Source organism: Trinickia diaoshuihuensis, assembly GCF_003390925.1.
Lineage (GTDB): Bacteria > Pseudomonadota > Gammaproteobacteria > Burkholderiales > Burkholderiaceae > Trinickia > Trinickia diaoshuihuensis.
On the sequence record NZ_QUBS01000075.1, the window covers coordinates 24,558 to 50,770 of the forward strand.

At 63.6% G+C, this 26,213-nt stretch carries 24 protein-coding genes and 1 pseudogene; 16 read left to right on the forward strand and 9 right to left on the reverse strand.

Annotated features, from left to right (window positions below; translation table 11 throughout):
* Positions 1 to 12: 12 nt before the first annotated feature.
* Positions 13 to 1,302 carry an ABC transporter substrate-binding protein gene (locus DXT59_RS15350; RefSeq protein ID WP_116137788.1) on the reverse strand — a complete coding sequence of 430 codons (1,290 nt, stop codon included), beginning with the start codon at positions 1,300 to 1,302 and terminating at the stop codon, positions 13 to 15.
* A gap of 161 nt (positions 1,303 to 1,463) precedes the next feature.
* On the opposite strand from DXT59_RS15350, the gene gntR reads away from it, so the two are divergent.
* On the forward strand, positions 1,464 to 2,534 hold the full coding sequence (gene gntR / locus DXT59_RS15355; RefSeq protein WP_116137742.1) for an HTH-type transcriptional regulator GntR: 1,071 nt from the start codon (positions 1,464 to 1,466) through the stop codon (positions 2,532 to 2,534).
* 142 nt (positions 2,535 to 2,676) lie between these two features.
* A complete protein-coding gene (locus tag DXT59_RS15360) occupies positions 2,677 to 3,348 on the forward strand; it encodes a ProQ/FinO family protein (RefSeq protein ID WP_116137789.1) in 672 nt (223 codons plus the stop codon).
* Positions 3,349 to 3,439: 91 nt separating this feature from the next.
* On the opposite strand, the gene DXT59_RS15365 is transcribed toward DXT59_RS15360, so the two are convergent.
* Entirely contained in the window at positions 3,440 to 3,889 is a 450-nt protein-coding gene (locus tag DXT59_RS15365; RefSeq protein WP_116137743.1) for a YidB family protein, read from the reverse strand.
* Between the two features lie 100 nt (positions 3,890 to 3,989).
* A pseudogene (locus DXT59_RS15370) lies at positions 3,990 to 4,472 on the reverse strand (ComEA family DNA-binding protein); the annotation flags it as partial.
* Positions 4,473 to 4,918: 446 nt separating this feature from the next.
* Between DXT59_RS15370 and DXT59_RS15375 the strand changes: the two are divergent.
* Positions 4,919 to 6,016 (forward strand): aldose epimerase family protein, encoded by a 1,098-nt coding sequence (locus DXT59_RS15375; RefSeq protein ID WP_116137745.1) that lies wholly within the window; start codon positions 4,919 to 4,921, stop codon positions 6,014 to 6,016.
* Here DXT59_RS15375 and DXT59_RS15380 read toward each other — a convergent pair.
* Positions 5,988 to 6,233, reverse strand: coding sequence for a DUF3820 family protein (locus DXT59_RS15380; RefSeq protein WP_116137746.1), 246 nt, complete (start codon positions 6,231 to 6,233; stop codon positions 5,988 to 5,990). The two genes, DXT59_RS15375 and DXT59_RS15380, sit on opposite strands and share 29 nt — an antisense overlap.
* A 267-nt stretch (positions 6,234 to 6,500) precedes the next feature.
* On the opposite strand from DXT59_RS15380, the gene DXT59_RS15385 reads away from it, so the two are divergent.
* On the forward strand, positions 6,501 to 7,826 hold the full coding sequence (locus DXT59_RS15385; RefSeq protein WP_116137747.1) for a hypothetical protein: 1,326 nt from the start codon (positions 6,501 to 6,503) through the stop codon (positions 7,824 to 7,826).
* A gap of 15 nt (positions 7,827 to 7,841) precedes the next feature.
* Here DXT59_RS15385 and DXT59_RS15390 read toward each other — a convergent pair whose 3' ends face one another.
* Genes DXT59_RS15390 through DXT59_RS15400 form a run of 3 tightly spaced genes read right to left on the reverse strand, consistent with a single transcriptional unit; the run spans position 7,842 to position 12,305 of the window.
* The gene (locus DXT59_RS15390) at positions 7,842 to 9,740 is read right to left on the reverse strand and encodes a putative bifunctional diguanylate cyclase/phosphodiesterase (protein ID WP_116137748.1); all 1,899 of its coding nucleotides are present in this window, start codon (positions 9,738 to 9,740) and stop codon (positions 7,842 to 7,844) included.
* Entirely contained in the window at positions 9,737 to 10,273 is a 537-nt protein-coding gene (locus tag DXT59_RS15395; protein WP_116137749.1) for a YfiR family protein, read from the reverse strand. The genes DXT59_RS15390 and DXT59_RS15395 overlap by 4 nt, the downstream gene beginning before the upstream one ends.
* 1 nt (position 10,274) lies before the next feature.
* Positions 10,275 to 12,305, reverse strand: coding sequence for a TonB-dependent receptor plug domain-containing protein (locus DXT59_RS15400; RefSeq protein WP_420823393.1), 2,031 nt, complete (start codon positions 12,303 to 12,305; stop codon positions 10,275 to 10,277).
* A 273-nt stretch (positions 12,306 to 12,578) separates the two neighbouring features.
* Here DXT59_RS15400 and DXT59_RS15405 point away from each other — a divergent pair, with 273 nt between their 5' ends.
* Positions 12,579 to 13,970 carry an alkaline phosphatase family protein gene (locus DXT59_RS15405; protein ID WP_240324527.1) on the forward strand — a complete coding sequence of 464 codons (1,392 nt, stop codon included), beginning with the start codon at positions 12,579 to 12,581 and terminating at the stop codon, positions 13,968 to 13,970.
* Between the two features lie 44 nt (positions 13,971 to 14,014).
* Here the strand turns inward: DXT59_RS15405 and DXT59_RS15410 are convergent, their stop codons facing one another.
* The gene (locus tag DXT59_RS15410) at positions 14,015 to 15,340 is read right to left on the reverse strand and encodes an APC family permease (RefSeq protein ID WP_116137750.1); all 1,326 of its coding nucleotides are present in this window, start codon (positions 15,338 to 15,340) and stop codon (positions 14,015 to 14,017) included.
* A gap of 239 nt (positions 15,341 to 15,579) precedes the next feature.
* Between DXT59_RS15410 and DXT59_RS15415 the strand changes: the two genes are divergently transcribed.
* From DXT59_RS15415 to DXT59_RS15465, 11 genes are all read left to right on the forward strand, one after another.
* Positions 15,580 to 16,593: an ABC transporter substrate-binding protein gene (locus tag DXT59_RS15415; RefSeq protein ID WP_116137751.1), complete on the forward strand. Its 1,014-nt coding sequence runs from the start codon at positions 15,580 to 15,582 to the stop codon at positions 16,591 to 16,593.
* A gap of 118 nt (positions 16,594 to 16,711) precedes the next feature.
* On the forward strand, positions 16,712 to 17,509 hold the full coding sequence (locus DXT59_RS15420) for an ABC transporter ATP-binding protein (protein ID WP_116137752.1): 798 nt from the start codon (positions 16,712 to 16,714) through the stop codon (positions 17,507 to 17,509).
* Positions 17,510 to 17,541: 32 nt separating this feature from the next.
* Complete coding sequence (locus tag DXT59_RS15425) at positions 17,542 to 18,402, forward strand: ABC transporter permease (protein WP_116137753.1); 861 nt, start codon at positions 17,542 to 17,544, stop codon at positions 18,400 to 18,402.
* A 103-nt stretch (positions 18,403 to 18,505) separates the two neighbouring features.
* Entirely contained in the window at positions 18,506 to 19,876 is a 1,371-nt protein-coding gene (locus DXT59_RS15430; RefSeq protein WP_116137754.1) for a sensor histidine kinase, read from the forward strand.
* A gap of 4 nt (positions 19,877 to 19,880) precedes the next feature.
* Complete coding sequence (locus DXT59_RS15435) at positions 19,881 to 20,555, forward strand: response regulator (protein ID WP_116137755.1); 675 nt, start codon at positions 19,881 to 19,883, stop codon at positions 20,553 to 20,555.
* Between the two features lie 154 nt (positions 20,556 to 20,709).
* Positions 20,710 to 21,897: a porin gene (locus DXT59_RS15440; protein WP_116137756.1), complete on the forward strand. Its 1,188-nt coding sequence runs from the start codon at positions 20,710 to 20,712 to the stop codon at positions 21,895 to 21,897.
* 138 nt (positions 21,898 to 22,035) lie between these two features.
* The gene (locus tag DXT59_RS15445) at positions 22,036 to 23,652 is read left to right on the forward strand and encodes a methyl-accepting chemotaxis protein (RefSeq protein WP_116137792.1); all 1,617 of its coding nucleotides are present in this window, start codon (positions 22,036 to 22,038) and stop codon (positions 23,650 to 23,652) included.
* A gap of 6 nt (positions 23,653 to 23,658) precedes the next feature.
* Positions 23,659 to 23,991, forward strand: coding sequence for a DUF3579 domain-containing protein (locus DXT59_RS15450; protein WP_116137757.1), 333 nt, complete (start codon positions 23,659 to 23,661; stop codon positions 23,989 to 23,991).
* Between the two features lie 385 nt (positions 23,992 to 24,376).
* The gene (locus DXT59_RS15455; RefSeq protein WP_116137758.1) at positions 24,377 to 25,000 is read left to right on the forward strand and encodes a glutathione S-transferase family protein; all 624 of its coding nucleotides are present in this window, start codon (positions 24,377 to 24,379) and stop codon (positions 24,998 to 25,000) included.
* A gap of 135 nt (positions 25,001 to 25,135) precedes the next feature.
* A complete protein-coding gene (locus DXT59_RS15460; protein WP_116137759.1) occupies positions 25,136 to 25,333 on the forward strand; it encodes a hypothetical protein in 198 nt (65 codons plus the stop codon).
* Positions 25,330 to 25,800, forward strand: coding sequence for a metallophosphoesterase family protein (locus tag DXT59_RS15465; RefSeq protein ID WP_116137760.1), 471 nt, complete (start codon positions 25,330 to 25,332; stop codon positions 25,798 to 25,800). Before DXT59_RS15460 ends, DXT59_RS15465 begins: the two co-directional genes overlap by 4 nt.
* Before the next feature lie 97 nt (positions 25,801 to 25,897).
* Here the strand turns inward: DXT59_RS15465 and DXT59_RS15470 are convergent, their stop codons facing one another.
* Complete coding sequence (locus tag DXT59_RS15470) at positions 25,898 to 26,173, reverse strand: oxidative damage protection protein (protein ID WP_116137761.1); 276 nt, start codon at positions 26,171 to 26,173, stop codon at positions 25,898 to 25,900.
* Between the last annotated feature and the right edge of the window lie 40 nt (positions 26,174 to 26,213).

A 26,213-nucleotide genomic window follows, 5' to 3' on the forward strand; every position in this document is an offset into this window, starting at 1 on the left:
GGCTGCTATCAATCAGTTCGTCTTGGCCGCCGCGGCTAGCTTATCGGCCGCTTGCTGGGCGGTTTCATCCTTGCTGACCCAGTAGTTGCCGATGACGTCGTAGAACGCGCCTTCCACCGCGGGTGTGACGAGCATGTCATGCGCCCATGAAGGCACGAGGCCGCCCGATGCACCCGCCGATTTGAAGTCGGCGGACGATTTCTTGGCGCAGTCGTCGAATTTGGCCAAGCTCAAATCCTGACGGACCGGGATCGAGCCTTTGTTCAAGTTGAACGCTTCTTGGAAAGCGGGGCTCATGAGCAGGCCCGCCATGTCCTTTTGCCCCTTCTCGACGCCCGGCGTTTTCACCTTGAAGAAGACGAAGCTATCGACGTTGAACGTGAAGTCTTTCTGCGAGCCCGGGGCCGCCACGCATAGATAGTCTTTGCCGGGAGCTTTGCCGGCAACCGTGAATTCGCCCTTGGCCCAATCGCCCATGAATTGCATGGCGGCTTTGCCGTTGATGACCATGGCGGTGGCCATGTTCCAATCGCGTCCCACTTGCCCTTCGTCCGTGTAGGCCTTGATCCGTTTGAACGTCTCCAGCGCCTTGACCATCGTCGGGCCTCTCAAGGTGGCCTGGTCGAGTTGGACGAATGCTTTCTTATAGAACGCGGGGCCGCCCACGCCGAGGGCGACCGATTCGAACGTCTCGGCCTCCTGCCAAGGCTGTCCGCCGATCGCAACGGGAGTGATGCCGGCTTTCTTCAGCGCGTCGGCCACCTTGAAGAAGTCGTCCCAGGTGACGGGCGGTTGCGCGCCCACCTTATTCAACGCCGCCGCATTGATCCAGAGCCAGTTCACGCGATGCACGTTGACGGGCGCACCCACGTACTGGCCGTTGTATTTCATGATGCCGGCGATTTCAGGCGGCAATAGACGATCCCAGTTGCCGGCTTTGGCGACATCGTCGATCGGCAGCAGTACGTCTTGATCGGCCCATTCCTTGATGGCGGGGCCTTTGATCTGCGCGGCGGCGGGAGGATTGCCCGCCACCACGCGCGTTTTGAGCGCCGTCATCGCGTTGCCGCCGCCACCGCCCGCCACGGCGAAGTCCACCCACGTGTCGCCTTTTTGTTCGAGCATCTGCTTGAGCAACTGCGCCGATTTCGCCTCGCCGCCCGAGGTCCAGTAGTGGAGGACCTCGACCGGTGCCGCGTGCGCGCCGCTCGATGCAAAGGCGGCCACGGCCGCCGCGCAAGCCGTCAACGTGGCGAAAATCCGGCGCGCGCGAGCGCTGCGCGAATGCTGTGTCGAACGCATGAAAGGTTCTCCCATCGCCGGCGCGCGGCGCATATGGTTGATTTGATCGGAGGATTTCCGGCGACTGATGGTAGCGCTAACATCCGGATGTCCCCACTAGGAGGAACCCTGCAAGCCCGGCGCGAGTTTTGGCTTGCGCGCAAACCGGCGATACTCTCGCCATGACAAAGACCAAGCAAACGATACCGGCGCCTGGGTTTCGCGACGCGAGACCGGCTGCGGTTGGCGGCAGGCGCCGGCCTAGCGGCCGCGCGACGCTCGAGGATGTCGCGCGCCGGGCCGAGGTCAGCACGATGACGGTGTCGCGCGCATTGCGCGATCCGTCTCTGGTCTCGCCGGCGGCCCGCGCAAGGATCGACGCCGCGGTACACGCGCTCGGCTATATCCCCAACCGGGCCGCGAGTACGCTGGCTTCCGCGCGCTCGAAGTTGATCGGCGTACTGGTGCCTTCGTTATCGAACGCGGTGTTCGTCGAAACCCTGGCAGGGGTGCAAGACTGCGTGGGCCCAGCCGGGTACCAATTGCTGATCGGCAATACCGGCTATTCGCCCGCGCGGCAGGCTCAATTGTTATCCGCGTATCTCGCGCATGCGCCGGATGGTTTTCTCGTGGCCGGTATCGACGACTCGAATGCGATCCGTGAACACTTGAAAGCATCGGGCGTTCCGCTCGTTCATATGTTCGACCTCGTGCCGCGGGGGGAGTGGGCCGTCGGGTTTTCGCAGCGCAAAGCGGGGCATGCGATCGGTGCGCATTTGGCGGCGCGCGGCGCGCGGCGCCCGGGGTTCATCGCGGCGCAGCTCGATCCGCGCACGATGCAGCGGCGCGCGGGCTACCGGCGCGCATTGCGCGAGGCCGGCTTGGGGCCCGGACCGGAGATACTGACCGAGGCGCCGTCGAGCGTCGATCTCGGCTGCACGTTGCTGCGCGCGTTGCTCGCGCAGGCCCCCGATTGCGATGCGGTATTTTGCTGCAACGACGATCTCGCGCTCGGTGCGTTATTCGAATGCCAGCGGTTGAAGATCGACGTGCCGCGCGATTTGGCGATCGTCGGATTCAACGACTTACCGTTTGCGGCGGTCGCCACGCCATCGATCACGACGGTGGCCACGCCGCGCTACGCGGTCGGATTCGAAGCGGCCCGCATGCTGCTGCGAATCGTGGAGGGCGATGCGCCCCGGCAAAACCGCATCGATTTGGGGTTTGAGCTCGTGGTCCGCGAAAGCGGTTGATCGGAATGTGTCATGCGCGATGGGTTGTGCGGTGCGCCCATTGCGCGAAATCTTCATACGCAAATGCTCGCGCGTGCGGCAACTCGGCGTCGACGCTGATACTATTGTCGTCCGATTCAGGTTTGCGGTGACAGGACAGAGCATGGGTTTCGAGCAACTGGCGGCGCTCAAGGCGCAGCTAACGAAGGAAGCGAAATTGAAAAAGCAGCAGGAGCGCCCGGCCGAGAAGCCCGCGCCCGCTGCGAAGCAAGCGGCGAAGCCGGGCGGTAAGCCCGCCGGAAAGCCTGCTGCGAAGGGAGAGCGCCCGGCGCGTCCCGGCGCTCAGGCGCGGGCGAACGAGAAGACGCCGCCCGTCGATCCCGTCGTGCGCGTGATCGGCAAGCTGCAAAAGCGCTTCCCGGCCGCATTTCCGAAGAATCCGGCCCCGAAAGTGCCGCTGAAGGTGGGCATTCTGGCCGATTTGATCGCGCAGGGACCGGAGCTGCAGTTGACGGAAGCCGAGATTCGCGAGGCCGTGAGCACGTGGTGCCGAGGCAGCCGTTACTGGGCCTGTTTGACCGATGGCGCGGCACGGGTGGATCTAGCGGGCGAGCCGGCGGGCACGGTGACGGCGCGCGACGCCGCATTCGCGCGCAATCAGGCGAAGGGCGGCCAGGGCGGGCGTCGTAAGCCGCATGCCAAGGCGAGTGCGGGGCAACGCGAAGGCACTCAGGCGCAGGCAGCGCCCGATCACGACGCTGCCGCGGCCCACGAACCGGCGAAGCCCACCGAATCGGAAAGCGCGCCAGCGGGCGAGGACGCGTCCCCGAATTAAGCGCCCGGACGCACTCCTTTTTTCGTAGGCAATGGGCTTCGCAGATCGCAGCGGCGTGGGCTGGGCATTCACTGCCCGCGCGCCGCGCCGCTCAGCCTTCCTGTTTCCCCAGCCATCCCTCGACGAGCGAACCGAGGCCGCCGGCTTTCCCGATCGACTCAAGCACGTTGCCTGTGTCGATTTGCCCGGTCTGCGGCACTTCGCCGCCCGGCGTGGCATGGTCCACCACATGCGGCAAGATCTGCGCGAGCAACCCCGACGCTTGTTCCGGCGATACGCCGAGCTTGCCCGCTAACTCGCTCAGCGCACCCGACCCGACCACGCTCTGGAGCGTACCGGGTGAGACCGCTTGGTTCGCCCCTGTGCCGATCCACGATCGAATCAGGCCGCCGGCCCCTTGCGATTCGAATTGTTGAATGAGTCCTTGTAATCCGCCCGGTTGATTGTTGACGAACTCGGTGACGGCCGCGAGCACGTTCTGTTGCTGTCCACCGGCATTTTGCCCGCCGAGTAGGGAACCCACGACATCGAATAGACCCATGGTGATGCTCCTGCTAAGTGCGGCGTTGCCCGCCAACGGGACGCCGATGCGATGCGCCGGAGGGCGCGGATTGAAGCGGACGCGGTAGGCATCAAGCGCCCGATGCCGCGGCGGCCGCCGTTGCTTTGCCTTTCTTTTTCTTCTTTGCTTTCGAGTCTTGAGTAGCGGAAGCTGCCGTTGCTTGGGCCGCGGACGCCTGCGCCGTGGTTGCGGGCGAGGCCGTTGGAGCCGCTTTAGCCGACGGTTGAGTCGTCGATGACGCCGGCGCCGACGAATTCTTTTCGTGCTTGTCGTTCGCGGCGGTCGGTGGCGCGGACGTGCCGCTGATCGTCAGTCCTTCACTTTCGAGTTTCGCGACCGATTTCGCGCCGAGACCCTTCACGCGGCGAGCTAAATCGTCGGCATCTTTGAATGGGCCGTTCTTGGTGCGTTCGTCGATAATGGCTTTGGACTTGACCGGGCCGATACCCTTCAGCGATTCGAGCGTTGCTTGGTCGGCGCGATTCACGTCGACGGGTGCCGCGAATGCGGCCGACATCGTTAAGACGAATGCGGTGAGTAGCAATACAAGCTTTTTGAGCATGGCTATGACTCCCGATCGACAAAGCAAACGGCAACTGGATAGACCCGTGCACTCAATTGCGTGCAGCGGATCCGCCTCTTAATGCAATCAACAACTTACGCTGTTAATTTGCAGCTTGTCCACAGCATTGCCAACAGAAAGTGGGGATAACTCACGCAATGCGCATGGCCAATTGTTCGTGCCGCGCGGTGTGGCCACTATGTGGTGCCTCCAAGCGCCTTTCAAGCGATGGCGGCGGCGTGCGCGCCACCGCGATGAGCGTACCGCATCGGGAGCGGCGCGGATAGAGCCGCTTGGGTTGCGAAGGCCGTCTTGGCATGTGCCGTGCTGCCTGCTCGCTCAATGTCGACTTTCCTTTGCGCGCCCCACGAACCATGAGAACGTTTCGCCGACCTTTCATCTCGCGTCGTATCGCCGGTGCGCTGGCGGCTGTCCTCGCGTCGCTTATGTGCGCTTACGCGTCGGCGGCGACGGTGTCGGTCTCGGAGTCGAACTACGGCGTTACCCAAACAGGGCAAGCCGTACGCGAATACACGCTCGCCAATCGCCACGGCGTGACGCTGAAGATCATCACCTACGGCGGCATCGTCGCGGAACTCGATGCGCCCGATCGGCAAGGGCGCGTGGCCAATATCGTTTTAGGCTTCGCCTCGTTGGCCGGTTACGAGCGCTATAACGGCAATATCCATTTCGGTGCGTTGATCGGGCGTTACGCGAATCGCATCGCGAACGGACGCTTCAAGCTAGATGGCGCGCTTTACGAGTTGCCGACGAACGACGGTCCCAATACGCTGCATGGCGGTCCCAACAGCTTCGATTCCAAAGTATGGACGCCGGTGCGCGTATTCAGCGGTGCAACGCAAGCCGGCGTGCAGTTGCGCTACGTTAGTCCCGACGGCGAGAACGGCTTTCCCGGAAAATTGACGGCCGACGTGACCTATACGCTCACGGACGACGATGCGGTCCGCATCGAGTATCGGGCGACGACCGATAGAGACACGGTCGTCAATCTCACGAATCACAGCTATTTCAATTTGGCCGGCGAATCGAGCGGTAGCGTGGAGCGGCAATTGATCGAGATTGCCGCGTCGCATTACACGCCGACGGATGACAAATCGATTCCGACCGGAGAAATCAGCGATGTCGCGGACACGCCGATGGATTTGCGCGCGCCGACGCCGATGGGGGCGCATTTGCGCGACGGCTTCGCACAGTTGCTATGGGCGCACGGCTACGATCAAAACTGGGTATTGGATAACGCCGGGCAGAGCAGTCCGGCGTTTGCCGCGCGCGCCTACGATCCCGATTCGGGCCGCGTACTCGATGTCTACACCACGCAGCCGGGGTTGCAGTTCTATACGGCGAATGGTTTGAACGGCAGCGTCGTAGGCACCTCGGGACGCGCTTATCGCCAAGGCGATGCGTTCGCGCTCGAAGCGGAGCATTTTCCCGATTCGCCGAATCACCCGGCGTTCCCCACCACCGAATTGAAACCCGGGCAGACGCTGCACGAAGTCACCGTGTGGAGGCTGGGCGTGCGCTGAGATCGGCACGCGCTCGCAGCGGATCGAGCAGCGGACGCAAGCCGTTGTGATCGAGTTCTTGCATGAGCGCGAGCAAACGGCCGATTTCGCCGGGGGGAAAGCCCTCGCGTGCAAACCAGTTGAGGTAGTGGCCGGGCAAGTCGGCCATGAGCCTGCCTTTGTATTTGCCGAACGGCATGGCAAGGGTCACGAGGCGTTCGAGGTCGCGCGCATCCATAAAAGCAAAATAGCGAAGTAGTTCGTCGATCGCGGATCGCAACGTTGCATGATCGACGCCCGCATCATACGCCCTCGCGCCTCACGATACGAAAACCGAGGACAGGTCCCCATTTTCACGATGCGGGCCAATGCGTCCAATTTGCCCTTTACTCGACGAAATCCGGCAATTGCACCGAACTCTTTGACGCACCCCATGGTCAGAGTGGCCGACCTCGCAAGGGTCGTACCTACTCATTTGCTACTCGATCATGGAGATTTTTACGTGATGATGAAGAGACGTCGATTCCTGGGCCAAGTGGCTGCCCTAGCCGGTAGTCATGTGTTGGTTGCATTGGGCGCCTTGGAAGCAGACGAAGCTATCGCGGCAAGCAACGTTGCCGGCACGGTCTCGGCAAAGACTGCCGCAATTACGACATCCGTCGACGGTACGGTCATTCCTTCCGCCGGTGCGATCGTCGATCGGCTCTTGAACGTATGGACCGTCAATAACGGCTTCATTTACAAGAACGGTGTAAAAGACAAAGACTCGTACAACGTCAGCCTGCTGCTGTGGTACGGCGGCATGATCTACCAACGCGGCACCGGCGGTCAGTTCTACGTGTTGACCTGGGCCAATCGTTGGCTTCCGTGCGCCGACCCGCGCATCCCGTTAGCAGCACCGGCGGGTGCGTTCTACGGAATCAACGGCCACTACGACTATCCGTATACGCCGCAGCAGATCGTCGCCACCTTGCAGGCGCTCGGCTGTACGAGTTATCGCGTCGGCTGCGACGCCTCGGCCAAGCAACTGAATGCGATGATCGGGCTTGCGGACGCCTTTCGCTCGGTGAATTTCACCTTGCTGCCGCTCATCAATTTCGGCTTGCGCGACGGCAACGGCCATTTGTATCCGAACGAGGCGGCCGCCTATTTCGCGAACCGCGCCGGGGCGGCAACGATTGCGCGCGCGCTCGCGCCGCATGGCGTGACGATGTACGAGTGCGGCAACGAACTCACGCGCGACAGCGCGATCATTTTGAATTCCACGTCCGCGGGCACGGGGCCGCGCGATTTCAATAACGCCAATTGGCCGATCTTGCGTGGTGCTATCCAAGGCATGATCGACGGCGTGAAGTCGGTCCAGCCGAACGCCAAATGCGCCGTAAACTTCACCGTCGCGGATATCGGTGCGTCCGATTTGCTCTGGGATGGCGAGCAGCCCGACGGCTCGGGCGGCTATCGGCCGATGCGCTGGGACATTACGACTTGGCACAACTACCAGCCCTACGGCGACATCTTCGAGATCGGCATCGACGGCGCCGGCCCCGGATTCAATTTGCCGGCCTACTGCAAGGCCCGTTACGGTGTGCCGTTCATGATCACCGAGTGGAATGCGGCGCCGGAGGAAAACGAGCAGTTCCGAGCGACGTACGTACAACAAAAGATGCAGCGCTTTTACGCGGCGCGCAAAACGGAAGGTATCCAGGCGGTGATGTACTACGACTTGATCAGCGGCGACCAAACGTTCGGGATCGTGATGAACGATCTCGCGCCGATTCAGCCGACCCACACGGCGTTCAGCGCATTTACCGCGGCGAACGCCGATTTGTAGGCACCGTGCGCGGCGCTAGGCGAGCGGTTCCGAGTCCTCGCATTCGCTGCGTAATAGTTCGGTGATGCGCTCGAACGGCATGGGCTTGCCCGTGAGGTAGCCTTGCACGATGTCGCAGCCCGCATCTGTCAGCCAAGCGAGTTGTGCCGGCTCTTCCACGCCTTCGGCGACGACGGCGATACCGAAGCTGTGCGCCATCGAGATGATGGCCGTGACGATCGGTTGTCCCGATTGCGGCAACGGCTTCACGAAGGCGCGATCGATCTTCAGATTGTTCACCGGGAACGACTGCAGATACGACAGCGAGGAATAGCCCGTACCGAAATCGTCGAGCGATAGACGGATACCGGCCGCGCGCAATTGGCGCATTGCCTCGACCCCGGCGGTCATGTTCGCCATCAGTTGGCTCTCCGTCAGCTCGAGTTCGAGCAAATGCGGAGAAAGGCCACTTTCGGCGAGCACCGCCTTCACGTTTTCGCTGTATTGCGTTTGGCGCAATTGACGCGCCGAAACATTGACGGCCACGTATATTGGGACCTCGGAATCCGCGTTCCAGCGTGCTGCGTCGCGGCACGCCCGGCGCAGCACCCATTGTCCCAGCGCGACGATCAGCTCGCTGTCCTCGGCCACGGGCACGAATTCAACGGGGGAGATCTCGCCGTCGGCGGGATGCACCCACCGCGCGAGCGCCTCCACGCCGATCAGTCGGCCCGTTCGGCAATCGAATTGCGGCTGATAAGCGAGACTGAGCGCATCGGTCTCGATCGCCTTGCGCAGTTCCGTCTCGAGCCGCGCACGGCGTCGCGCCTCGACGGTCATGCTCGGATGAAACTCGACGGCCGCATTTTTCCCGGTGCTCTTGGCGGCATACAGCGCGATGTCGGCGCTGCTGACCAGTGCGGCCACATCGGCGGCATCGTCGGGATAGACGCTCACGCCCACGCTCGCGCTGGCGACGACGCTGGCACGTGGCAAATCGAACGGACGCGCGAGGGCGCGCGCAATGCGTTCGGCCGTGCGGATACCTTCGGCTTTTTCTTTCGCGATCGCCACGAGCACGGCGAATTCGTCGCCCCCGATGCGGCTCACGAGGTCGGCCAGCCGTACGCTTTGCCGTAGCGCCACGGCGACGTGCTTGAGCAATTCGTCGCCCGCGCCATGACCGAGCGTGTCGTTGACGTTCTTGAAGTCGTCCAGGTCGACGAGAATCAAGGCGGCGCGCGAGCAGCTTTGCGTGCCGCGCTGCAATCGATCGTTCAGCGCTTCGTAGAAGGCGCGCCGGTTCGGCAAACCCGTGAGCGGATCGGTCGAGGCCAAGTACTCGAGCTTTTTCTCGGCCTGCGCGATGCGCGCGCTCATGCGCGAGGTGATCACGAACGCGATCCACAGCGCGCAGAGCGACGCGGCCAGAATGAAGAGGGCGAAGTGCGCGAGTTCGGCCGCGATCTGCTCGGTGCTCGCCACGACGACGACCGAGCCCAGCGTCTTGCCGTTTTGCGTGATGCTCGAAGCGACGTAGACGTCGTCGAACAAGAAGCGCCGGTTGGCGCCCTCGGCGTTCTTGGGCTGCGCCTCCAGCATCTCGCGCGCGGGCACGCCCGGACGTATGTAGCCAGAGAAAACCTTCCCCGCCGCGTTATAGATCATCGCGCTTTCCACGTAAGGGACCTTGCGCAGCGCGTGCAGCGTTTCTTGAGCGGAGCGCACGTCATCGAACAGGACGGATGCCGATACGTTCTCGGCGATCATGTCGGCTTGCACGTTCGCACTCGCCGTCAACGAAGCGCGTAACGAAAATGCTTGGTAGCCGAGCAGGACGAGGCCCGAAATCAAGAGGGCGACGCCGAATCCGGCGAGCTTGACGCGCGCCGTTTCCTTGAGCGGGCTTGGCGTGTGGTCCGCGCTTTCGTTCATGTGACATTCCTTGCCAAGCGGAGCAGCTTCGAGCTCAGTGTGAGATGGCGGCGCGCCGCTTCGGTGTTGTCGATATCGAATCGCAGGCGATCGCCGTCACGAAACAGCGTGATGACATTGCGTGCGTCGCCCCCGTCGACGTCGGCCGGGCGTACGATGAGGATCGGCAGATCGCGAGCGGCTGTGGTTTTGGCCACCGCGCTCGCGCTCGCGTCGTCGGCGATGAGCACTTGGCACGCCGAAACGGCCGCGCCTTCGGGAATTGGCTTGACGCTCCAGGTCTTGCCCGATACGGCGCGTCCGGTCAGTTTGCCCAACGTCGCGCCGAGCGGAGAATGCGGATTGACGCATACGGTCAGCGCGGCGCCGTCGCCTCGCGCGGCCGGCCACTCGGTGAATTGCGTGAAGTTGTAGATGTAGGCGGCTTCGAGCGAATACAGATCGACCTGCGCGTGGGCGGACATCCGCGTGCATGCGGATGCGGCGAGCACGAGGGCCACGGTTCGATGGAGCGCGGTTCTGGCAACGTGCATGTCAGAAACCGTAGACGAGCTTAAGCACGAACGTCCGGCTCTGCTGTGGGATCACGTTCTGCGTGAAGTTCGGGCCGGCCGGGTCGGCGTAACGCTTGTCCGTGACGTTGTAGATCGAGAACGAGACGTCCGCGTGCGGGATGAGACGCCCGCTGCCGATCGTCAGGTTGCCGAGGCAATACCCCGGCGCGGCGCCGGCTTCGGCCAAGCGCGCGGATTCGCAGCGCAGCTCGGCCCCCACGCGCGCCGCTTGGTGAAAGAGCGGCACGGTGACGTTGAGCTTGCCGAGGTGGCGCGGCGAGTTTTGCAAGACACCGCCCGTCGCGCTATCGCGCGCGAGTTGCCACGAGTAGCTCGCCCTGATTCGGGCGACCGAGGCGATGTTTTGTTCGTAGGCGAGTTCGACGCCGTTTGCGGTGGCGTGAGCGACATTGTCGAAAATGAACAGCCCTGATGGATCGGGCGTTTCGGTAATCAGATCGTGAGCATCGTAGTGAAACAGCGATAGCGTTGCATGCGCGTTTTCGCCCAGGGCGCGTTCATACACGAACTCCGTCGTCGAAATGCGCTCGGGTTTCAGCGACGTGTTGCCGAGCTGGCCACCCGGCACAGGGATCGTGTAATAGAGTTCGTAGGCGTTCGGCGCGCGGTAAGCGCGTCCGTACAAGAGCTTGAACGTATCGGCGTTCGTCGGTTTGTAATTGAGCGCGAGACGCGGGCTGAGGTTGGTGCCGGCATTCGAATCATGGTCCAAGCGCAGGCCCGCATTCAACGTGAAGTGCCAAGGCAACTGAATTTCATCCTCGGCATACAGGCCGACGGAATTGCTGCTGCGCCGGTCATCCAACATCGGTTGGTACGGATCGGCGTTGTAGTTGTATTGATCGCGGGCGGCGTCGCGCATCGTGCTGATGCCCACGACGAACTTGTTGCGCGGTACGGTGGTCACCGTGGCATGCAGGTCGGCGCCGTACCAGATCGCCTTGTCGCCGTCGACGTTCGCCACGGCCGGTGCGCCGTACAGGCCGATGTTTTCGTAGTCGTAGCGCTCCCAATACACTTCCGACGCGATCTCGATCCCACTCGTTACGGCACGGCTGTAGGTGACGTCGATGAAGCTGTGCGTATCGGTCGTGCCTTGCGGTGTATTGAAGAGGGATTGATACGGCGCGGTGGGTACGCCCTTCGTGCGCGACCCGTAGCCCGCGCTGATCCTAAAGCCCTGGTAGGCGAACTTGGCGAACAGGGATTGGGCGCGGTCGTAGTCGAGATGGTGGGCGACCCCGTTGTTCTGATCCGGCGTATCGAATTCAGGGTAGTAGAGATCTTGTCCGCTGCGGTCGTACGCCGTCGCGGACAACACGAGATCGGCGCCGTTCTCGCCATGCCAGCCGTAACTCGCTCGCGCACGCTTCTCGCCGAAGCTGCCGATCGAGCCGGCCGCTTGTGCGCCGTCGATATCGCCGCCTTTCTTCGTGACGACGTTGATCACGCCGAAAAGGGCGTTCGATCCGTAGACGGCCGAGCCGGGTCCGGGCACGTACTCGATGCGCTCGACGAGATCCATGTCGAGCGGAAAGTCGTCCCCGATCGGAGCCTGATCGTAGACCGCGTCGTTGAGGCGCATGCCGTCGATCAGTAGCAGAAAGCGGCTGTTGTAGTCGCCGGGCCGCTGAAAGCCGCGTCCGCCCAAATAGGTATAGGTCCGGTCGTACGAGGTGTAAAGGCCGGGCAGCGACGCCAGCGCGTCGGCCAGCGTGCGCCAGCCGAAGGCCTGAATGTCGCTCGCCGTCAGCACGACGACCGCCGCGGGCGCGTCGGCGACGGACTGGCTCAGCAGCGTAGCAGTCCTAACTTTGACTTGCATGAGCGCCTCGAGCGGCATCGAGGCGAGATCGGGGGCGGAGCCCGCGCCGGCCGCATCGAATTGCGCGGCACCGGCGCGGCCGGCGGCGAACACGATCGACAGCACGAGCGCAAGGCGGCACAGCGGGTGCGGGTTGACCCCGCGAGGGAAGTATTCCGAAAGCATGGAGCAAGCGACGACAGCGTTCGTTATTTGATGTGTGCCTGCCTCTTTATCGGCTGGTGCATGCAAAGCTTGAGGGAGGCTCGCCCCAGCTTGACTTGCGGCGACTCGTGAACTAGGTTGCGACGGTAGTGCGGCGCTTGGCGGCTCGGGGGCAAACGGTCGCCGGCGGCCGAGTAATGGAACGACTGAATAAATGGGGTGCAAGCGCTTGCACGGTCGCGCGTCCGAGACGAATGGGGCGCCGCGATCGCGCGAATTCTGACGGAGAAGAGAATGTCGGCAGTCCTAAATGTCAAAAAGATGTTCGTTTTGATGTTGGAGAACCGCTCGTACGACAATGTATTCGGCTGGTCCGACTTGAGCGGCTGGACGCCGGACGGCGCGCCTACTCGAGCCGACGGTCTCGCGGGTAAGCCGCCGTTTTCGAATGCGGGCGCGAACGGCATCGTCTATCCGGTGGGGCAGGGCGCGCCGTTCCGGCTTGCCTTCGATCCCGGGCACGAGTTCACGGACACCCTCGTGCAACTGGCGGCGCCGAGCCAGAGCCGGGCTTTCGCCACTTGCACGCGCGACGATTCCGCAGGGCTGACGGGCGGCGCCTATCCGGCGTGCGCACCGAGCCCGAACGATCTCGGTTTCGCCCGCGATCTCGAAGCGCATGGGTACGACGTGGCGTCGGCGCTACGTTGCTTCACCCCCGACCAACTGCCGGTGCTCAACTTTCTCGCTCAGCAATTCGCGATTTGCGACCGCTGGTTTTCCTCCGTTCCGGGGCCGACCTGGCCGAATCGCTTCTTTGCGTTGGCCGCCACGTCCTGGGGGCTCGATCATTCGCCGAGCGATCTCGAATCGATCGAGGCGAGCTTGCTCGACGGGGCCAAATACGGTAATGGCAACGACTCCGTCTTTACGCGGCTTGCGCCGAATCAGTGGCTGATCGCGCACGGCGATATGCCGCAAGCGTGGGCGATCAAGGGCGTCGATGCGCATTCGGCCCGCTTGAGCACGCACGAGGACTTCTTCTCGGCGCTCGCGAGCGGCAACCTCGACGCGAGCTTCGTCTTCATCGAGCCGCGCTACGATCCGGTGGGCAATTTCGCGGCCGGCGAATCGATGCATCCGTGCGGAGATGTTCGCGCAGCCGAGGCGCTCGTCGAGCGCGTCTATAACGCCCTCGTTTCTTCGCCCTATTGGGAAGAGAGCGTATTGCTGATCGTCTTCGACGAGCATGGCGGGTTCTTCGATCACGTCATTCCCGATGCTTCATATGTCGCCGGCATGCCGGCGCTTGCGCCGTGCGCGCCCACGGGGTTGACCAAGCGCGGTTTCCGCTTCGACCGCTTCGGCTGCCGGGTGCCCGCGCTCGTGATCTCACCGTACGTCAAGCAAGCGACGATCGATCACACGTTCTACGAACATGCGTCGATCCCGAAGACGCTCGCGCGCATCATCGGGCAAGATGGTACCCCGCTGCTCGACACGCCGCGCTTCGCGCAAGCGGCGGATTTTGCTTCGGTGCTGACGCTGTCGGCCCCGCGCAAAGCCGCCGACATTCATCCATGCCCGCACGCTCTGCCGCTCGCGGCCGGGCAGCCGCCGGCCAATACGGGCCGGGCCGCCGCGGCGTTCCGTACGCTGGGCTGGACGAGTGCTCGCGCGGCTTAGGCGCGCAGTGTAGCGATCGTTCGCCGCACCAACATGAAGAGTCGTTAAGAAACGTCGCAGTGCACGTTCGGATGGCGCGCGCGCCGGCGATTGAACCGCAGATAAAGAAGCGCGCAGCCGCTCATGACGAGCGGCCAAAGCAAGAACCAGCCCGTCGCCGCGCATAGCGCGACGACGCAGACGAGCGCGGCCTGAGCACACCGGTGCGCCGCCGTCCCGCGCGGCAGCAGACGCAAGGCGGCCGCGCAGCCCAGTGCATAGACGGTCACGAACGAGCCGGTCGCGAGCAGCACGAGCGGCTTGGCTCCGACGCCGGCGATGGCGACCGCGATCGTGCTCAGCGCGGCCAAGGCGCAAAGCACGCCGAGGCTGCGGCGCGGCACGTCTCCCGCGAGCGAGCCGGCCGCAAGCCATGACGGCAGCGCGCCGTCGCGGCCCAAGGCGGCGCCTAGTTTGGCCGCGCCCGCGAAGTAGGCGTTCATCGTCCCGAGCGTCAACAGCAGGGCCGCGCCCGCGGCCAAGACACGGACATTGCCGCCGACGCCGACGACGAGCAGCTCGGCCAGCGGGGCGCGGGAGCGGCCGGCCGACGGACCGAGCACGAGGATGCTTGCCGCTGCCACGGCCAGATAAAGCACGCCGACGACGACCACGGCGATTGCGGACGCGAGCGGCAGATCGCGCGACGGATGCTTGAACTCCCCGGCCAAATGCGTGATCGCTTCCCAACCCGCGAAGCTCCAAACGAGCAGGGCGGCCGCGGGCACCACGGCGAGCCAGCCGTGCGGCGCGAACGGGCGCAGGTTGCTCGCATCGGCATGGGGAGCGGAGGCGGCGACCGCGGTGAGCAGCAAGACCACGAGCAGCGTGGAAAGGACGAGTTGCATGCGGCCGGAAATCGTCACGCCGAACGCATTGGCGGCCGTGACGACCGTCAGCAGCGCGGCGCTCGTCAACCAGACCGTATGCTCGCCACCCCCGACGGCGGCGGCAACGTACGCGCCCGCGAATATCGCCGCTGCCGGCGCGCCCGCGGGCACGGCGAAATAAAAGCACCAGCCGACGATGGCTGAGGCGCGCGGTCCGAAAGCCTGCCGCGCGTAAGTCGCCACGCCCCCGGCGTCGGGGTAGCGCGCCCCCAGTGCCGCGAACGTCGCGGCGAGCGGCGCCGACAGGACGACGAGCGCGAGCCAAGCCAGCAACGAAGCGGGCCCGGCAACGTCCGCGGCCATTGCCGGCAGGGCGATGACGCCCGTGCCGAGCACGGCGCCTATGTAAAGGGCCGCGCCTTGCAGCACGGTCAGCGTGCCGTGCGCGCGAGGCGCAGCCTGACCGCCGCGGCGACTGCCGCTGGCGTTTGAATTGCTCATCTCGTGTGCCAATCCTCGAATAAATGCGGTGCGATCGTTATAGTCCTGAAAACCTGACAAAGGATGGCATGAATTGCGCGGCGATGCTGCTCGACGGTGTCGCCGTGTCGATTGGTCATGGTAATCCCGTATGTCCCGGCGGCCTCGGCGAAAGGTTCGGGAAGGGTTGTTCCTCCTAGAATCGCTCCATCGATTCCACCCGGTGCCGCCAGGCGCCGATATAAAGAGGAGACACTCGCATGCATTCGAGCTCGCGCAAAATCCGCGCCTTCGCCCTCGCTCCGGCCCTGTTGTTCGCGTTGGCATCGCACGGCGCGATGGCCGCCGACGGCGGCAAGATCACGATCATGGTCGGCGGCATCACCAAGCTCATCTATTTGCCGGCGAAGCTGACCGAGCAACTGGGCTACTTCAAGGACGAAGGCCTCGATGTGGAGTTGCTCTCGCAGCCGGCCGGCGTCGATGCGGAAAACGAGTTGCTCGCGGGCGCCGTCCAAGGCGTCGTGGGCTTTTACGATCACACGATCGATTTGCAGACGAAGGGCAAGGATGTAAAGACCATCGCCGTGTTCGGCCAGGTGCCGGGCGAGGTGGAGCTGGTCGCGACGAAGGCGGCCGACACGATCAAGTCGATGGCCGACGTCAAAGGCAAGACGCTGGGCGTCACGGGCCTCGGTTCCTCGACGAGTTTTCTGACGCAGTATCTGGCCGGTCAGCACGGGATCACGTCGTCGCAATACACGATGCTGCCGGTGGGCGCGGACGCGAGCTTCATCGCGGCCATCAAGCAGGAGCGCATCGACGCGGGCATGACGACGGAGCCGACCGTCTCGAAGCTGCTCGCAACCGGCGATGCGAAGGTGCTCGTCGACATGCGCTCGGTGGAAGGCACCAAGGCCGCGCTGGGCGGCACCTATCCCGCTTCGAGCCTCTACGTCCAATCGGCATGGGCCGATGCGCACAAGGATCAAGCCGCGAAGCTCGCCCATGCGTTCGTGCGCACTATGCAGTTCATCCATACGCATAGCGCCGAGGACATCGCGGCGAAGATGCCGGCCGATTATCAGAAGGACAAGGCGCTGTACGTTGCCGCGTTGAAGGCGTCGCTGCCGATGTATACGGCGGACGGCAAGATGCCGGCCGACGGCCCCGCGACGGTCCTCAAGGTGCTTTCCGGCTTCAATCCGTCGATCAAGGGCAAGCACGTCGATTTGTCCAAAACGTATACGAACGAATTCGTCGCCGCGAAGTGATGCGCCGGCGGGCCCGAACCGCGCGAGCGGAGCGGGCCGTTTGACCGATTTTTGAATGTTTTGCCGTGCCCCGGGGCGCCGCGGTTGCGGCGTCCACCCAATCGCTTGGATTGCTCTGATGAACCACGCTGCTTCCCATGACGTACCCGTCATCGAATTCGACTCGGTGTCATGCCGCTTCATCTCCCCCGACGGCAAGGCTACGATCGCGCTGCGCGATTTCAGCATGTCCGTCGCCAAGGGCGAATTCATCGCCGTGGTCGGTCCGACCGGCTGCGGCAAGTCGACGACGCTCAGCATGATCACCGGTTTGCTCAAGCCGACGACCGGCACCGTGCGCGTCATGGGCAACCCGGTTTCGGGCATCGATCCGCGTATCGGCTTCGTGTTCCAAGCCGATGCGGTATTTCCATGGCGTTCTGTCCTCGACAACGTCGCGGCCGGCCCGCTCTTCCGCGGTCGTTCGAAAGCCGCCGCCTACGAAGAGGCCAAAGACTGGCTGCGCCGCGTCGGCTTGGAGAAGTTCGGCGGACATTATCCGCATCAGCTTTCGGGCGGCATGCGCAAACGCGTCGCGCTCGCGCAGACGTTCATCAACAAGCCGGAGATCTTGCTGATGGACGAACCGTTTTCCGCGCTCGACATGCAAACGCGTACGCTCATGCAAGACGAGTTGCTGCAGCTCTGGTCGGCCAACAAGGGCTCGGTCGTATTCGTCACGCACGATCTCGAAGAGGCGATCGCGCTCGCCGACCGCGTGTTCGTGCTGACGGCGCGCCCCGCGACGCTCAAAAAGGTTTATGAAATCGACCTGCCGCGCCCGCGCGTCACGTCGGAAATTCGCTACGAACAGCGCTTCATCGAACTCTCGCGCGACATTTGGCACGATCTGCGCGAAGAAGTGCAGATTGCTTGACCTTGAATACCGGAAAGACCGAGATGTCTACTATGGCTACTACCTTCGAACAACCCAAATCGAGCCCTGCTCAGGCGTCGCTCGCCGAAGTGGAAAAAGCGGCGCAGCGCCGGCTGCGTCAGCGTCGCGCACTGATCATCGGTCTGCGCCTGCTCGTGCTGGCCGTATGGCTCGGCGGCTGGGAGCTCTCCGGCAGGATGAAGTGGATCGACCCGTTCTTCTTCTCGATGCCTTCGCTCATCTTCGCGCAGATCGTCGACTGGTTCGTGAACGGCACCTCCCAAGGGCCGCTGCTCATGCAAGTGTGGGTGACGCTCGAGGAAACGGCGCTCGGCTTTGCGATCGGCTCGGTCGCCGGCGTGATCTGCGGCGTCGTGCTCGGGCGCAACAAATTGCTCTCGGACGTGTTCAGCATCTATATTCAGGTCGCCAATTCGATCCCGCGGGTCGTGCTCGGCTCCGTGTTCGTGATCGCGCTCGGCTTGGGCATGGCATCGAAGGTGGCCCTCGCCGTCGTCATGGTGTTCTTCGTGGTCTTCGGCAATGCGTTCCAAGGTGTGCGCGAAGCCGACCGTTATATGATCGCCAATGCGCAGATCCTCGGCGCGTCGAAACGGCAACTGACGACGGCCGTCGTGATTCCGTCGGCGTTGTCCTGGATCTTGGCGAGCTTGCACGTCAGCTTCGGCTTTGCACTCGTCGGTGCGGTCGTCGGGGAGTTCTTGGGTTCGAAGCAAGGGATCGGCCTCTTGATCTCCACGGCGCAAGGCGCGTTCAACGCGAGCGGGGTGTTTGCGGCGATGATCGTGTTGGCCGTCGTGGCGTTGGCGTGCGACTACTTGCTGACCCGGCTGGAAAAGCGTCTGCTGAAATGGAGACCCGCCGCATTCTGACGGATTGCGCCGCCAAGGCGCAGTGGACCGGGCCGGCTCGTCCCGCGCCGACGCCGCGTGCGTCGCGCGGGCCGGGCCAAACTTATTTGTAGGGCGTCAATCGATGATGCATAGTCTGCGCGCCCGCTTGCTGTGGTGGGTGTTGTTACCGCTCGCGGCGTTCGTGTTCGTCGCGGGCCTGATGTCTTATGACGCCGCGCGGCAGACGGCCGCTCTGTTGCAGGACAACGCGCTGCTCGCTTCGGCGCGTACGATCGGCGAAGACGTCGAATGGAGCAACGGCGAGCTTCGGGCCGACATCCCGCCGGCCGCGTTGGAGATCTTCGAGTCGCCGTACCACGACCATGTGTTCTACAAAGTCGTGGCGGGAGAAGACCGGCTTTTAGGCGGCACGCCCGAACTTTCGCTGCCGGAAGGGCAGCGGCCATACCCCGTGTTCTACGACACGACGCTCGACGGACAAGCGATTCGCGCGGTCGCGTTCCGCCGCCAACTGTATAACGCGGGCGCCGCGCTGCCCGTCGTGGTCGTCGTCGGCAAAACGCAGGCGTCGCGCGAGGGGATGCTCGCGCAGCTTTGGCACCCGCAATTGATTCGGCAGGGGCTCATGCTCGTGCTCGCCGTCCTGCTCGTGCTGATCGGCCTCACGAGCGAATTGCGGCCGCTCATGAAGCTGAAGGACGACGTGGCCGACCGCGATCCGATGCAGCTCGAACCGGTGCGCGTCGATCATTTACCGACGGAGCTTCGGCCGATCGTCGATGCGATCAATCAGTGCATTGCCCGGCTGAAGCTGCATACCAGCACGCAGCGCCAGTTCGTTGCCGACGCCGCGCATCAATTGCGCACGCCGCTGACGCTGCTCGACACCCAGGTGCAGTGCGCCCGCCAGAGCGTGGGCGATGCAACGGCGCTCGAGGACGCGCTCGGCGCGATTCATCGCACGAGCCGCAAGATGACCGAAATGACGAACCAATTGCTGTTGCTCGCGCGTGCCGAATCGGCGCCTTCACCGGTGTCGAACGTGCCGGTGGACATGGCGCAGGTGGTGTCGTCGGTGCTCGCGGAACTGATCCTTGCCGCGCAGCGGCGCGAGATCGATCTCGGCGCGGAATTGGGCGAGGACCTGCGCGTCGCCGGCAGCGAACAGTTATTGACCGCGCTCGTCGCGAACCTCGTCGACAACGCGATCCGCTATACGCAGGCGGGCGGATGCGTCACCGCACGTTGCCGGCGTGCCGGCAATGAGGTGGTATTGGAAGTCGTCGATAACGGGCCCGGGATCCCCGCCGAAATCCGGGCTCACGTTTTCGAGCGCTTTTATCGCGGCAAGACCGATGTGGAAGGAACGGGCCTGGGCCTCGCGATCGTGCGGCGCATTGCGCAGTCGCACGGCGGCACGGCCGAGGTCGCGCCGGGCGAGGGACGGGTGGGGCTCGTAGCCACCGTGCGGTTGCCGGCTTGGAAGGAATGAAGCAATGAAGCTGCTGCTCGTGGAAGACAACGCGGATCTGTCGCACTGGATCGTCAACTTGTTGCAGGGCGAGAACTTCGCGGTCGATTGCGTGCCCGACGGCGAGACCGCAGATGCCGTCTTGCGCACGGGACGCTACGACGTAATCCTGCTCGATATGCGGCTGCCGCGCATGAGCGGCAAGGACGTGCTTGCCCGCTTGCGGCGGCGCGGCGACAACGCCCCCGTGCTGATGCTGACGGCGCACGGTTCGATCGAGGACAAGGTCGATTGTTTTAGCGCGGGCGCGGACGACTACGTGGTCAAGCCGTTCGACGCGCGCGAGCTGGTCGCGCGCATCAAGGCGTTGATCAGGCGTCAAGCGGGCGGCAAGTCGGTTTCGCTCGTCTGCGGTGACCTGCACTACAACGCGAACACGCGCGAGTTCAGTCACAACGAAACGCCGCTGGCGTTACGCCGGCGCGAGCACGCGATTCTCGAGGCGTTGATGCTCAAGCAAGGCAAGACCGTATCGAAGACCGCGCTGATGGACAGCGTCTATAGCTTGGAGGACGAGCCGAGCGCCGACGCAATCGACATTTATATTCATCGCCTGCGAAAGCATTTGACGCATTCGACGGCCCAAATCATGACGCTGCGCGGGCTCGGCTATGTCTTGCGCGCGAAGGATGGATCTTAAAGGGGCGCTTATTTCGTTGCGTCGGCGTAGATGTCTATCCATTGCAACGATTTCAGTGAAAGTACTTAGTTGTACTAACGACACGCGAAAGGAGCGTGAAGGATAGCGGCGCATACGATTGTCTCCATTGCGGCGATGCCAAGCGCGGTGCTCGATGCACGGCGCCCTGGGCGCGAGAACACAATTTCAACGCAGTAAAGAGGAGACGATCTTGAAAAAGACGTATCGCACATTGGCGCTGACGGCAGGCGCCTTGGTAGCAACGGGCGCGCACGCGCAATCGAGCGTTCAGCTCTATGGTTTGATGGATTTGAGCGTGCCGACCTACATCACGCACGCCGACGCGAACGGCAAACACGTGCTCGGCATGGGCAACGACGGCGAGCCGTGGTTCAGCGGCAGCCGTTGGGGCCTGCGCGGTTCCGAGGACCTCGGCGGCGGCAATAAGCTGATCTTCACGTTGGAGAGCGAGTACGTCGTCGCCAACGGTCAAATGGAAGATCCGGGTCAGATTTTCGACCGCGATGCGTGGGTTGGGCTCGAGAGCGATACGATCGGTAAGTTCACGGCCGGTTTCCAAAACACGATTGCGCGCGACGCCTCGGCCATCTACGGCGATCCGTACGGCAGCGCAAAGCTGCGTTATGAAGAGGGCGGTTGGACGAACTCGAACAACTTCAAGCAGATGATCTTTTATGCGGGCTCCGCCACGGGCACGCGTTACAACAATGGTCTTGCTTGGAAGAAGTTGTTCAACAACGGCCTGTTCTTGAGCGCCGGTTACGCGTTCAGCAACTCGACGGCGTTCGCAACGGGCAGCACGTACCAGGCCGCCATCGGCTACAACGGCGGTCCGTTCAACGTGTCGAGTTTCTACAATCACGTGAACAACCGCGGCAACACCGATCAAACGTGGTCGGTGGGCGGCAACTATACGTTCGGCATTGCACGCCTGAACGCGGGCTACTTCCGTTATCTCGGCAATCAAGGCGCGCTCGGCCAGCGTCAAGACAACGCGTGGACGGTCTCGTTCAAGCTCGCGCCGAAGGGCGCGCTCGATTACGAGCTCGGCTATCAGCAAATGCGCGTACACAATGCGGCGTACAACGCGGACGGCAACATCCCGAACGCCAACCTCGGCGGCGTGTTCGATCCTACGCAGGGCGTGCACAACGGCTTCAAAGAAACGTTGTACGGGTCGGTGTTCTACCACCTGTCCAAGCGCACGGAGCTTTACGTGGCCGGCGACTACATGAAGCTGCACGGCGGATACACGGTCGGCTCGACGTTTGGGGCGACCAATCAGCTCGAACTGACTTCGGGCATCCGCACCCGGTTCTGATCCCCTGCTCCACGACGTTGCCGATTGCGGTCGGCCATTCAAAGGCGGCGGCGAGCCACTTCGCTTGCCGCCTTTTTTTCCATCCTGAGCGGGTGCTTCAGCACTGACTGCGGCCCCATGCAAAGCGAGGAAGACAGCATGGTAAGGACGATCAACATTCGTGCTGCGTTGACCTTCACGATCGTAGGCTATACCGGGGCGCTCGTGTTCGTCATCGCCGCGTCGATCGCGGTGCTCCAATCGGCCAACGTCGCGTTCGAGAAGATGTATCACGGCGAGACCGCCGCATTGACGGCACTGCTCGACAGTACCGAGAACTTGTCCCAGGCGCGAATCGACCTCGGCGGCTACGAGACGCTCGTCGCGCAGGGCAAGCCGACGGGGCCGACGCTCGAGCGTGTGCATGCCGCCCTGGCGGCCGGCGAGCGTGCGCTTGCGACGTACAATACGCTGCCTCGGTTGAACGATGCGGAGGTCTCGCTTGCGGCGGCATTTCACGCGGCGCGCGGCAAGCTGATGAAGGAAGTGATCAGGCCCGAGGTCTCGGCGCTCGATCAGGACGACTTCGCGTCGTTCCGAATGACCGAGCGGCAGGCGCCCGAGGCGATCTTCACGGGTTACAAGGAAGCGGCGCGGCAATTGATGGATTTCGAGGTGCAGGCGCAAAGCCGGCACTTTACGGCCATGCACGATCGTTTCCGCGCGTTGCTGTGGTTATTTTCCGTCGTGGGTCTCGCATCCGTTGCCTTCGCCGTGCTCGCGCGTACGTTTTTGCGCGCGGCCATCATCGCGCCGATCGGGGCGGCCATCGATCATTTCGAGCGCATTGCCAAGGGCGATTTGACGACGACGATCGACACCTCGGGCAGCGGCGACATGGGCCGGCTCATGGCGGGGCTTGCGCGCATGCAGCAGAGCCTGGCCGCCGCGGTGACGCGCGTGCGCGAGGGCACGGCTCGAATTCGGCACGGCGTGCACGATATGGCAACGGGCAATGCGGATCTATCCGAGCGAACCGAGCGTCAGGCCGCGGCGCTCCAGCAGACGGCCGCGAGCCTCGAGGCGCTCACGGCCTCCGTCGCGGAAAACGCGCGCCATGCGAGCGAGGCAAGCGCATTGGCCGAGACGGCGTCTACCACGGCGCGGCGCGGCGGCGAGGCGGTGAGCGAGATCGTCGCCGCGGTGGCCGATATGTCGGCCGATTCCGAGCATATCGTCGACATCATTGGTGCGATCGAGGGCATCGCGTTTCAAACGAACATTCTCGCGCTCAATGCGGCTGTGGAGGCCGCGCGCGCGGGAGAGCAGGGGCGGGGATTCGCCGTCGTCGCGGGCGAGGTGCGGGCGCTGGCTCAGCGCTCCGCCGTCGCCGCGAAAGAGATTCGCGAACTGATGACGGCGTCCGTCGCGAAAGTGCGAAGCGGCACGCAGGTGGCCGAGCGCGCTCGCGCGACGATGGCGGAGGTGGTCGATGCGGCGCGCGAAGTGACTGAAGTCATCGCGGCGATCAGCGCGGCGTCAACGCGCCAATCGTCGGGCATCGACGAAATCAACGCCGTGGTGTCGCACATGGATCGCACGACCCAGCAGAACGCCGCGCTCGTCGAACAGGCAGCCGCGGCGGCGACGTCGCTCGAAGAGCAGGCCCGCATGCTCGACGAAACGGTCGCGGCGTTCCGGCTTCGCGCGCACGAGCGCCCGGCTTCGACGCGCACGCCGCTATCGCATGGCCTTCTGCCGGCGCACTCGCTTTAGCCTTGTATGACGACTATCGAACACGGGGCGGATCGAAGCGCCGCGGATCGCAGCCCGGCTGATCGCAGCCCTGCCCATAGGATCGTTGGCATCACTTACTGCGGCAAGACGTTTCGCCCAGGCGACTGGGCGGAGCGGTTGGCGGGCGTCATCGCACTGTTCGTCCAGGAGCGTCGGCCGGGCTATCGCGCCGCATCCACTTGGCTTGCGATGCCGTTCGTCGAAGATGGCGTGAGATGCTTGAAGATCTCGGGCGAGCTTGCGCAGATTTGCCCCGAGGCTTTCGAATTCGTCATGCGGTTCGCCCAGGACAACGAACTGCGGATCCAGACGTACTAGTGAGCGATAGGTCACCACCATGGCGCGGGACGGTTCCTCCCAGCACGATCGAGCGCGTCACCTCGCGGACCTGCAACGGACGATGGGTGCCGTGCAGGGCGTGGGGTAGTCCGAGTACGGGCCGCTCAGAAGCCGCGGCCTTTGCGTCGCCAGCACTTGCGCCGGCACCCTCCATTGGAATCCGTTCTCCGTTTGACTAGCCTAGGACGGCTGTGTTGCGGAAGAGACTTTCCTTCCTATCGGTTCGCGCGCGCGCGAGCATGCGACGCCCGCGTAGCGTTCTATTTCTGCCGATTTGCATGCCTGTGCTTGCTGGCGCGGGCCCGAGCCGGCAAACTGGCGACGTTTTCCCTGTCCCCGTTACACGAAAAAGAAAGAGGCATCGATGCAGCTCATCGGCATGATGGATTCTCCGTTTGTACGTCGCGTGGCCGTTTCCATGGCCGTGCTCGACATCCCGTTCGAACATCGGCCCGTCTCCGTTTTCCGGCATTTCGACCGATTCCGCGAGATCAACCCGGTCGTCAAAGCGCCCACGTTTATCGACGACGACGGCACGCAGTTGATCGACTCGACGCTGATCCTCGACTACCTGGACCAGCGCGTCGCGCCCGAGGCTCGGTTGATGCCGCAAGCGCTCGCGGCGCGCCGCGATGCGCTGCATCTGATCGGATACGCGCTCGCGGCTTGTGAGAAGACCGTGCAGATCGCCTATGAGCAGAATTTGAGGCCCGAGGAGAAGCGTCACGCCCCGTGGCTCGAACGCGTTCGAAGCCAACTCGTGGCGGCCTTCGACACGCTCGAGCGCGACGTGGCCGGCGCGGCCCGCGCCGGGGCCTGGTTATGCGGCGATCGCCTCATGCAACCGGATATCACCGTGGCCGTGTCCTGGCGCTTCACCCAATACATCGTGCCGGGAGAAATCGATCCGAGCCGATATCCGGCCCTCGCGGCATTGTCCGACCGGGCGGAGGCGCTGGCCCCATTCGCCGGCGCGCCGCTCGAATAACCGCCGCGGCGATTGTTCGTTTCTCGCGACTTCTGACTTTCGATTTATTGCATTTATCGGGTTCGTGGGCATCCCTACAATGGCACTCAGATTGCACGACGGGGCATAGGCTGCTCCGCTCGCAGGAGAGTCGCGATGAAGAAGCTCATCGAACAAGGGCTGTACAACCCGACCATCGTTTTGCCGATGGTCGAACTGATGGAATTGATGGTGTCGCTCGATTTCAATCTCGGGCAGGTCGGCGCCGTCATGGCGACGCGCGGCGCGCGCGCGGCATTGCATCGCTCGCGCGGGTTGCTCGCGCATCGTCAGGTCGCGGCGGTTTCCGCTTGAAGTCGGTCCGCATCGGCCTCATTTCCGACACGCACAACCTCGTGCGGCCCGAGGCGCTGGCGTGGCTCGCCGGTGTCGAGGCGATCGTGCATGCGGGTGACATTTGCAAGCCCGAGGTACTCGACGCACTGGCGCGGATTGCGCCCGTTACCGCCGTGCGCGGCAACAACGACCGCGGTAGCTGGGCCGACGCGCTACCGGCGGCTACGACGGTCGCCTTCGGCGGCATCTCGATCCATGTGGTTCATGACATCGCCGATTTGTCCCTCGATCCGTCGGCGCCCCCGCCGCGCGTCGTCGTGACGGGACATTCGCACAAGCCGTCGGCCGCGACGCGCGACGGTGTGCTTTTCGTCAATCCGGGAAGTGCTGGGCCGCGACGCTTCAAACTGCCCGTGTCGGCGGCCGAACTGATCATCGACCAGGGGCGCGTCCACGTCGAGTTTCACACGTTGGCGACACTTTGAGCGAGACAGCAACCGGGGTGTCGAGGCGGATGTCGCGCCGGCCCTCGTGTTGCGAGTAGCCGGCGGCTGAGGCGAATGCGGGGAACAGCGGGGGCGTTCAGCCTTGCGCCGGCGGCACGTAACCGGACGCTTGATCGGCGCCTTCGCCGAAGAAGAATTTTTCCGTTTGCTTCATCAAATACTGGCGCGCGCGCGGATCGGCCATATTCAGGCGGTTTTCGTTGATGAGCATCGTCTGCTGCTTGAGCCACGTCTGCCAAGCTTCTTTCGAGACCCCTTCATAAATCCGCTTGCCGAGTTCGCCGGGCAGCGGCGGAAAATCGAGTCCTTCGGCTTCCTTGCCGAGTTTGACGCATTGAATCATGCGGGCCATCGTGAATTTCTCCTGTAGTCGATATTGCGGTATTCGGCGC

Bases quoted from the DNA above. Each gene is read 5' to 3' on its own strand.
- DXT59_RS15380 (WP_116137746.1), bottom strand. From the start codon at position 6,233: ATGGATGCGCGCGACCTCGAACGCCTCGTGACCCTTGCCATGCCGTTC.
- DXT59_RS15425 (WP_116137753.1), top strand. From the start codon at position 17,542: ATGGCTACTACCTTCGAACAACCCAAATCGAGCCCTGCTCAGGCGTCG.
- DXT59_RS15430 (WP_116137754.1), top strand. From the start codon at position 18,506: ATGATGCATAGTCTGCGCGCCCGCTTGCTGTGGTGGGTGTTGTTACCG.
- DXT59_RS15375 (WP_116137745.1), top strand. From the start codon at position 4,919: ATGTGCGCTTACGCGTCGGCGGCGACGGTGTCGGTCTCGGAGTCGAAC.
- DXT59_RS15360 (WP_116137789.1), top strand. From the start codon at position 2,677: ATGGGTTTCGAGCAACTGGCGGCGCTCAAGGCGCAGCTAACGAAGGAA.
- DXT59_RS15365 (WP_116137743.1), bottom strand. From the start codon at position 3,889: ATGGGTCTATTCGATGTCGTGGGTTCCCTACTCGGCGGGCAAAATGCC.
- DXT59_RS15455 (WP_116137758.1), top strand. From the start codon at position 24,377: ATGCAGCTCATCGGCATGATGGATTCTCCGTTTGTACGTCGCGTGGCC.
- DXT59_RS15450 (WP_116137757.1), top strand. From the start codon at position 23,659: ATGACGACTATCGAACACGGGGCGGATCGAAGCGCCGCGGATCGCAGC.
- DXT59_RS15385 (WP_116137747.1), top strand. From the start codon at position 6,501: ATGATGAAGAGACGTCGATTCCTGGGCCAAGTGGCTGCCCTAGCCGGT.
- DXT59_RS15445 (WP_116137792.1), top strand. From the start codon at position 22,036: ATGGTAAGGACGATCAACATTCGTGCTGCGTTGACCTTCACGATCGTA.
- DXT59_RS15395 (WP_116137749.1), bottom strand. From the start codon at position 10,273: ATGCACGTTGCCAGAACCGCGCTCCATCGAACCGTGGCCCTCGTGCTC.
- DXT59_RS15410 (WP_116137750.1), bottom strand. From the start codon at position 15,340: ATGAGCAATTCAAACGCCAGCGGCAGTCGCCGCGGCGGTCAGGCTGCG.
- DXT59_RS15415 (WP_116137751.1), top strand. From the start codon at position 15,580: ATGCATTCGAGCTCGCGCAAAATCCGCGCCTTCGCCCTCGCTCCGGCC.
- DXT59_RS15435 (WP_116137755.1), top strand. From the start codon at position 19,881: ATGAAGCTGCTGCTCGTGGAAGACAACGCGGATCTGTCGCACTGGATC.
- DXT59_RS15400 (WP_420823393.1), bottom strand. From the start codon at position 12,305: ATGCTTTCGGAATACTTCCCTCGCGGGGTCAACCCGCACCCGCTGTGC.
- DXT59_RS15420 (WP_116137752.1), top strand. From the start codon at position 16,712: ATGAACCACGCTGCTTCCCATGACGTACCCGTCATCGAATTCGACTCG.
- DXT59_RS15440 (WP_116137756.1), top strand. From the start codon at position 20,710: ATGCACGGCGCCCTGGGCGCGAGAACACAATTTCAACGCAGTAAAGAG.
- DXT59_RS15390 (WP_116137748.1), bottom strand. From the start codon at position 9,740: ATGAACGAAAGCGCGGACCACACGCCAAGCCCGCTCAAGGAAACGGCG.
- DXT59_RS15460 (WP_116137759.1), top strand. From the start codon at position 25,136: ATGAAGAAGCTCATCGAACAAGGGCTGTACAACCCGACCATCGTTTTG.
- gntR (WP_116137742.1), top strand. From the start codon at position 1,464: ATGACAAAGACCAAGCAAACGATACCGGCGCCTGGGTTTCGCGACGCG.
- DXT59_RS15405 (WP_240324527.1), top strand. From the start codon at position 12,579: ATGTCGGCAGTCCTAAATGTCAAAAAGATGTTCGTTTTGATGTTGGAG.
- DXT59_RS15350 (WP_116137788.1), bottom strand. From the start codon at position 1,302: ATGCGTTCGACACAGCATTCGCGCAGCGCTCGCGCGCGCCGGATTTTC.
- DXT59_RS15470 (WP_116137761.1), bottom strand. From the start codon at position 26,173: ATGGCCCGCATGATTCAATGCGTCAAACTCGGCAAGGAAGCCGAAGGA.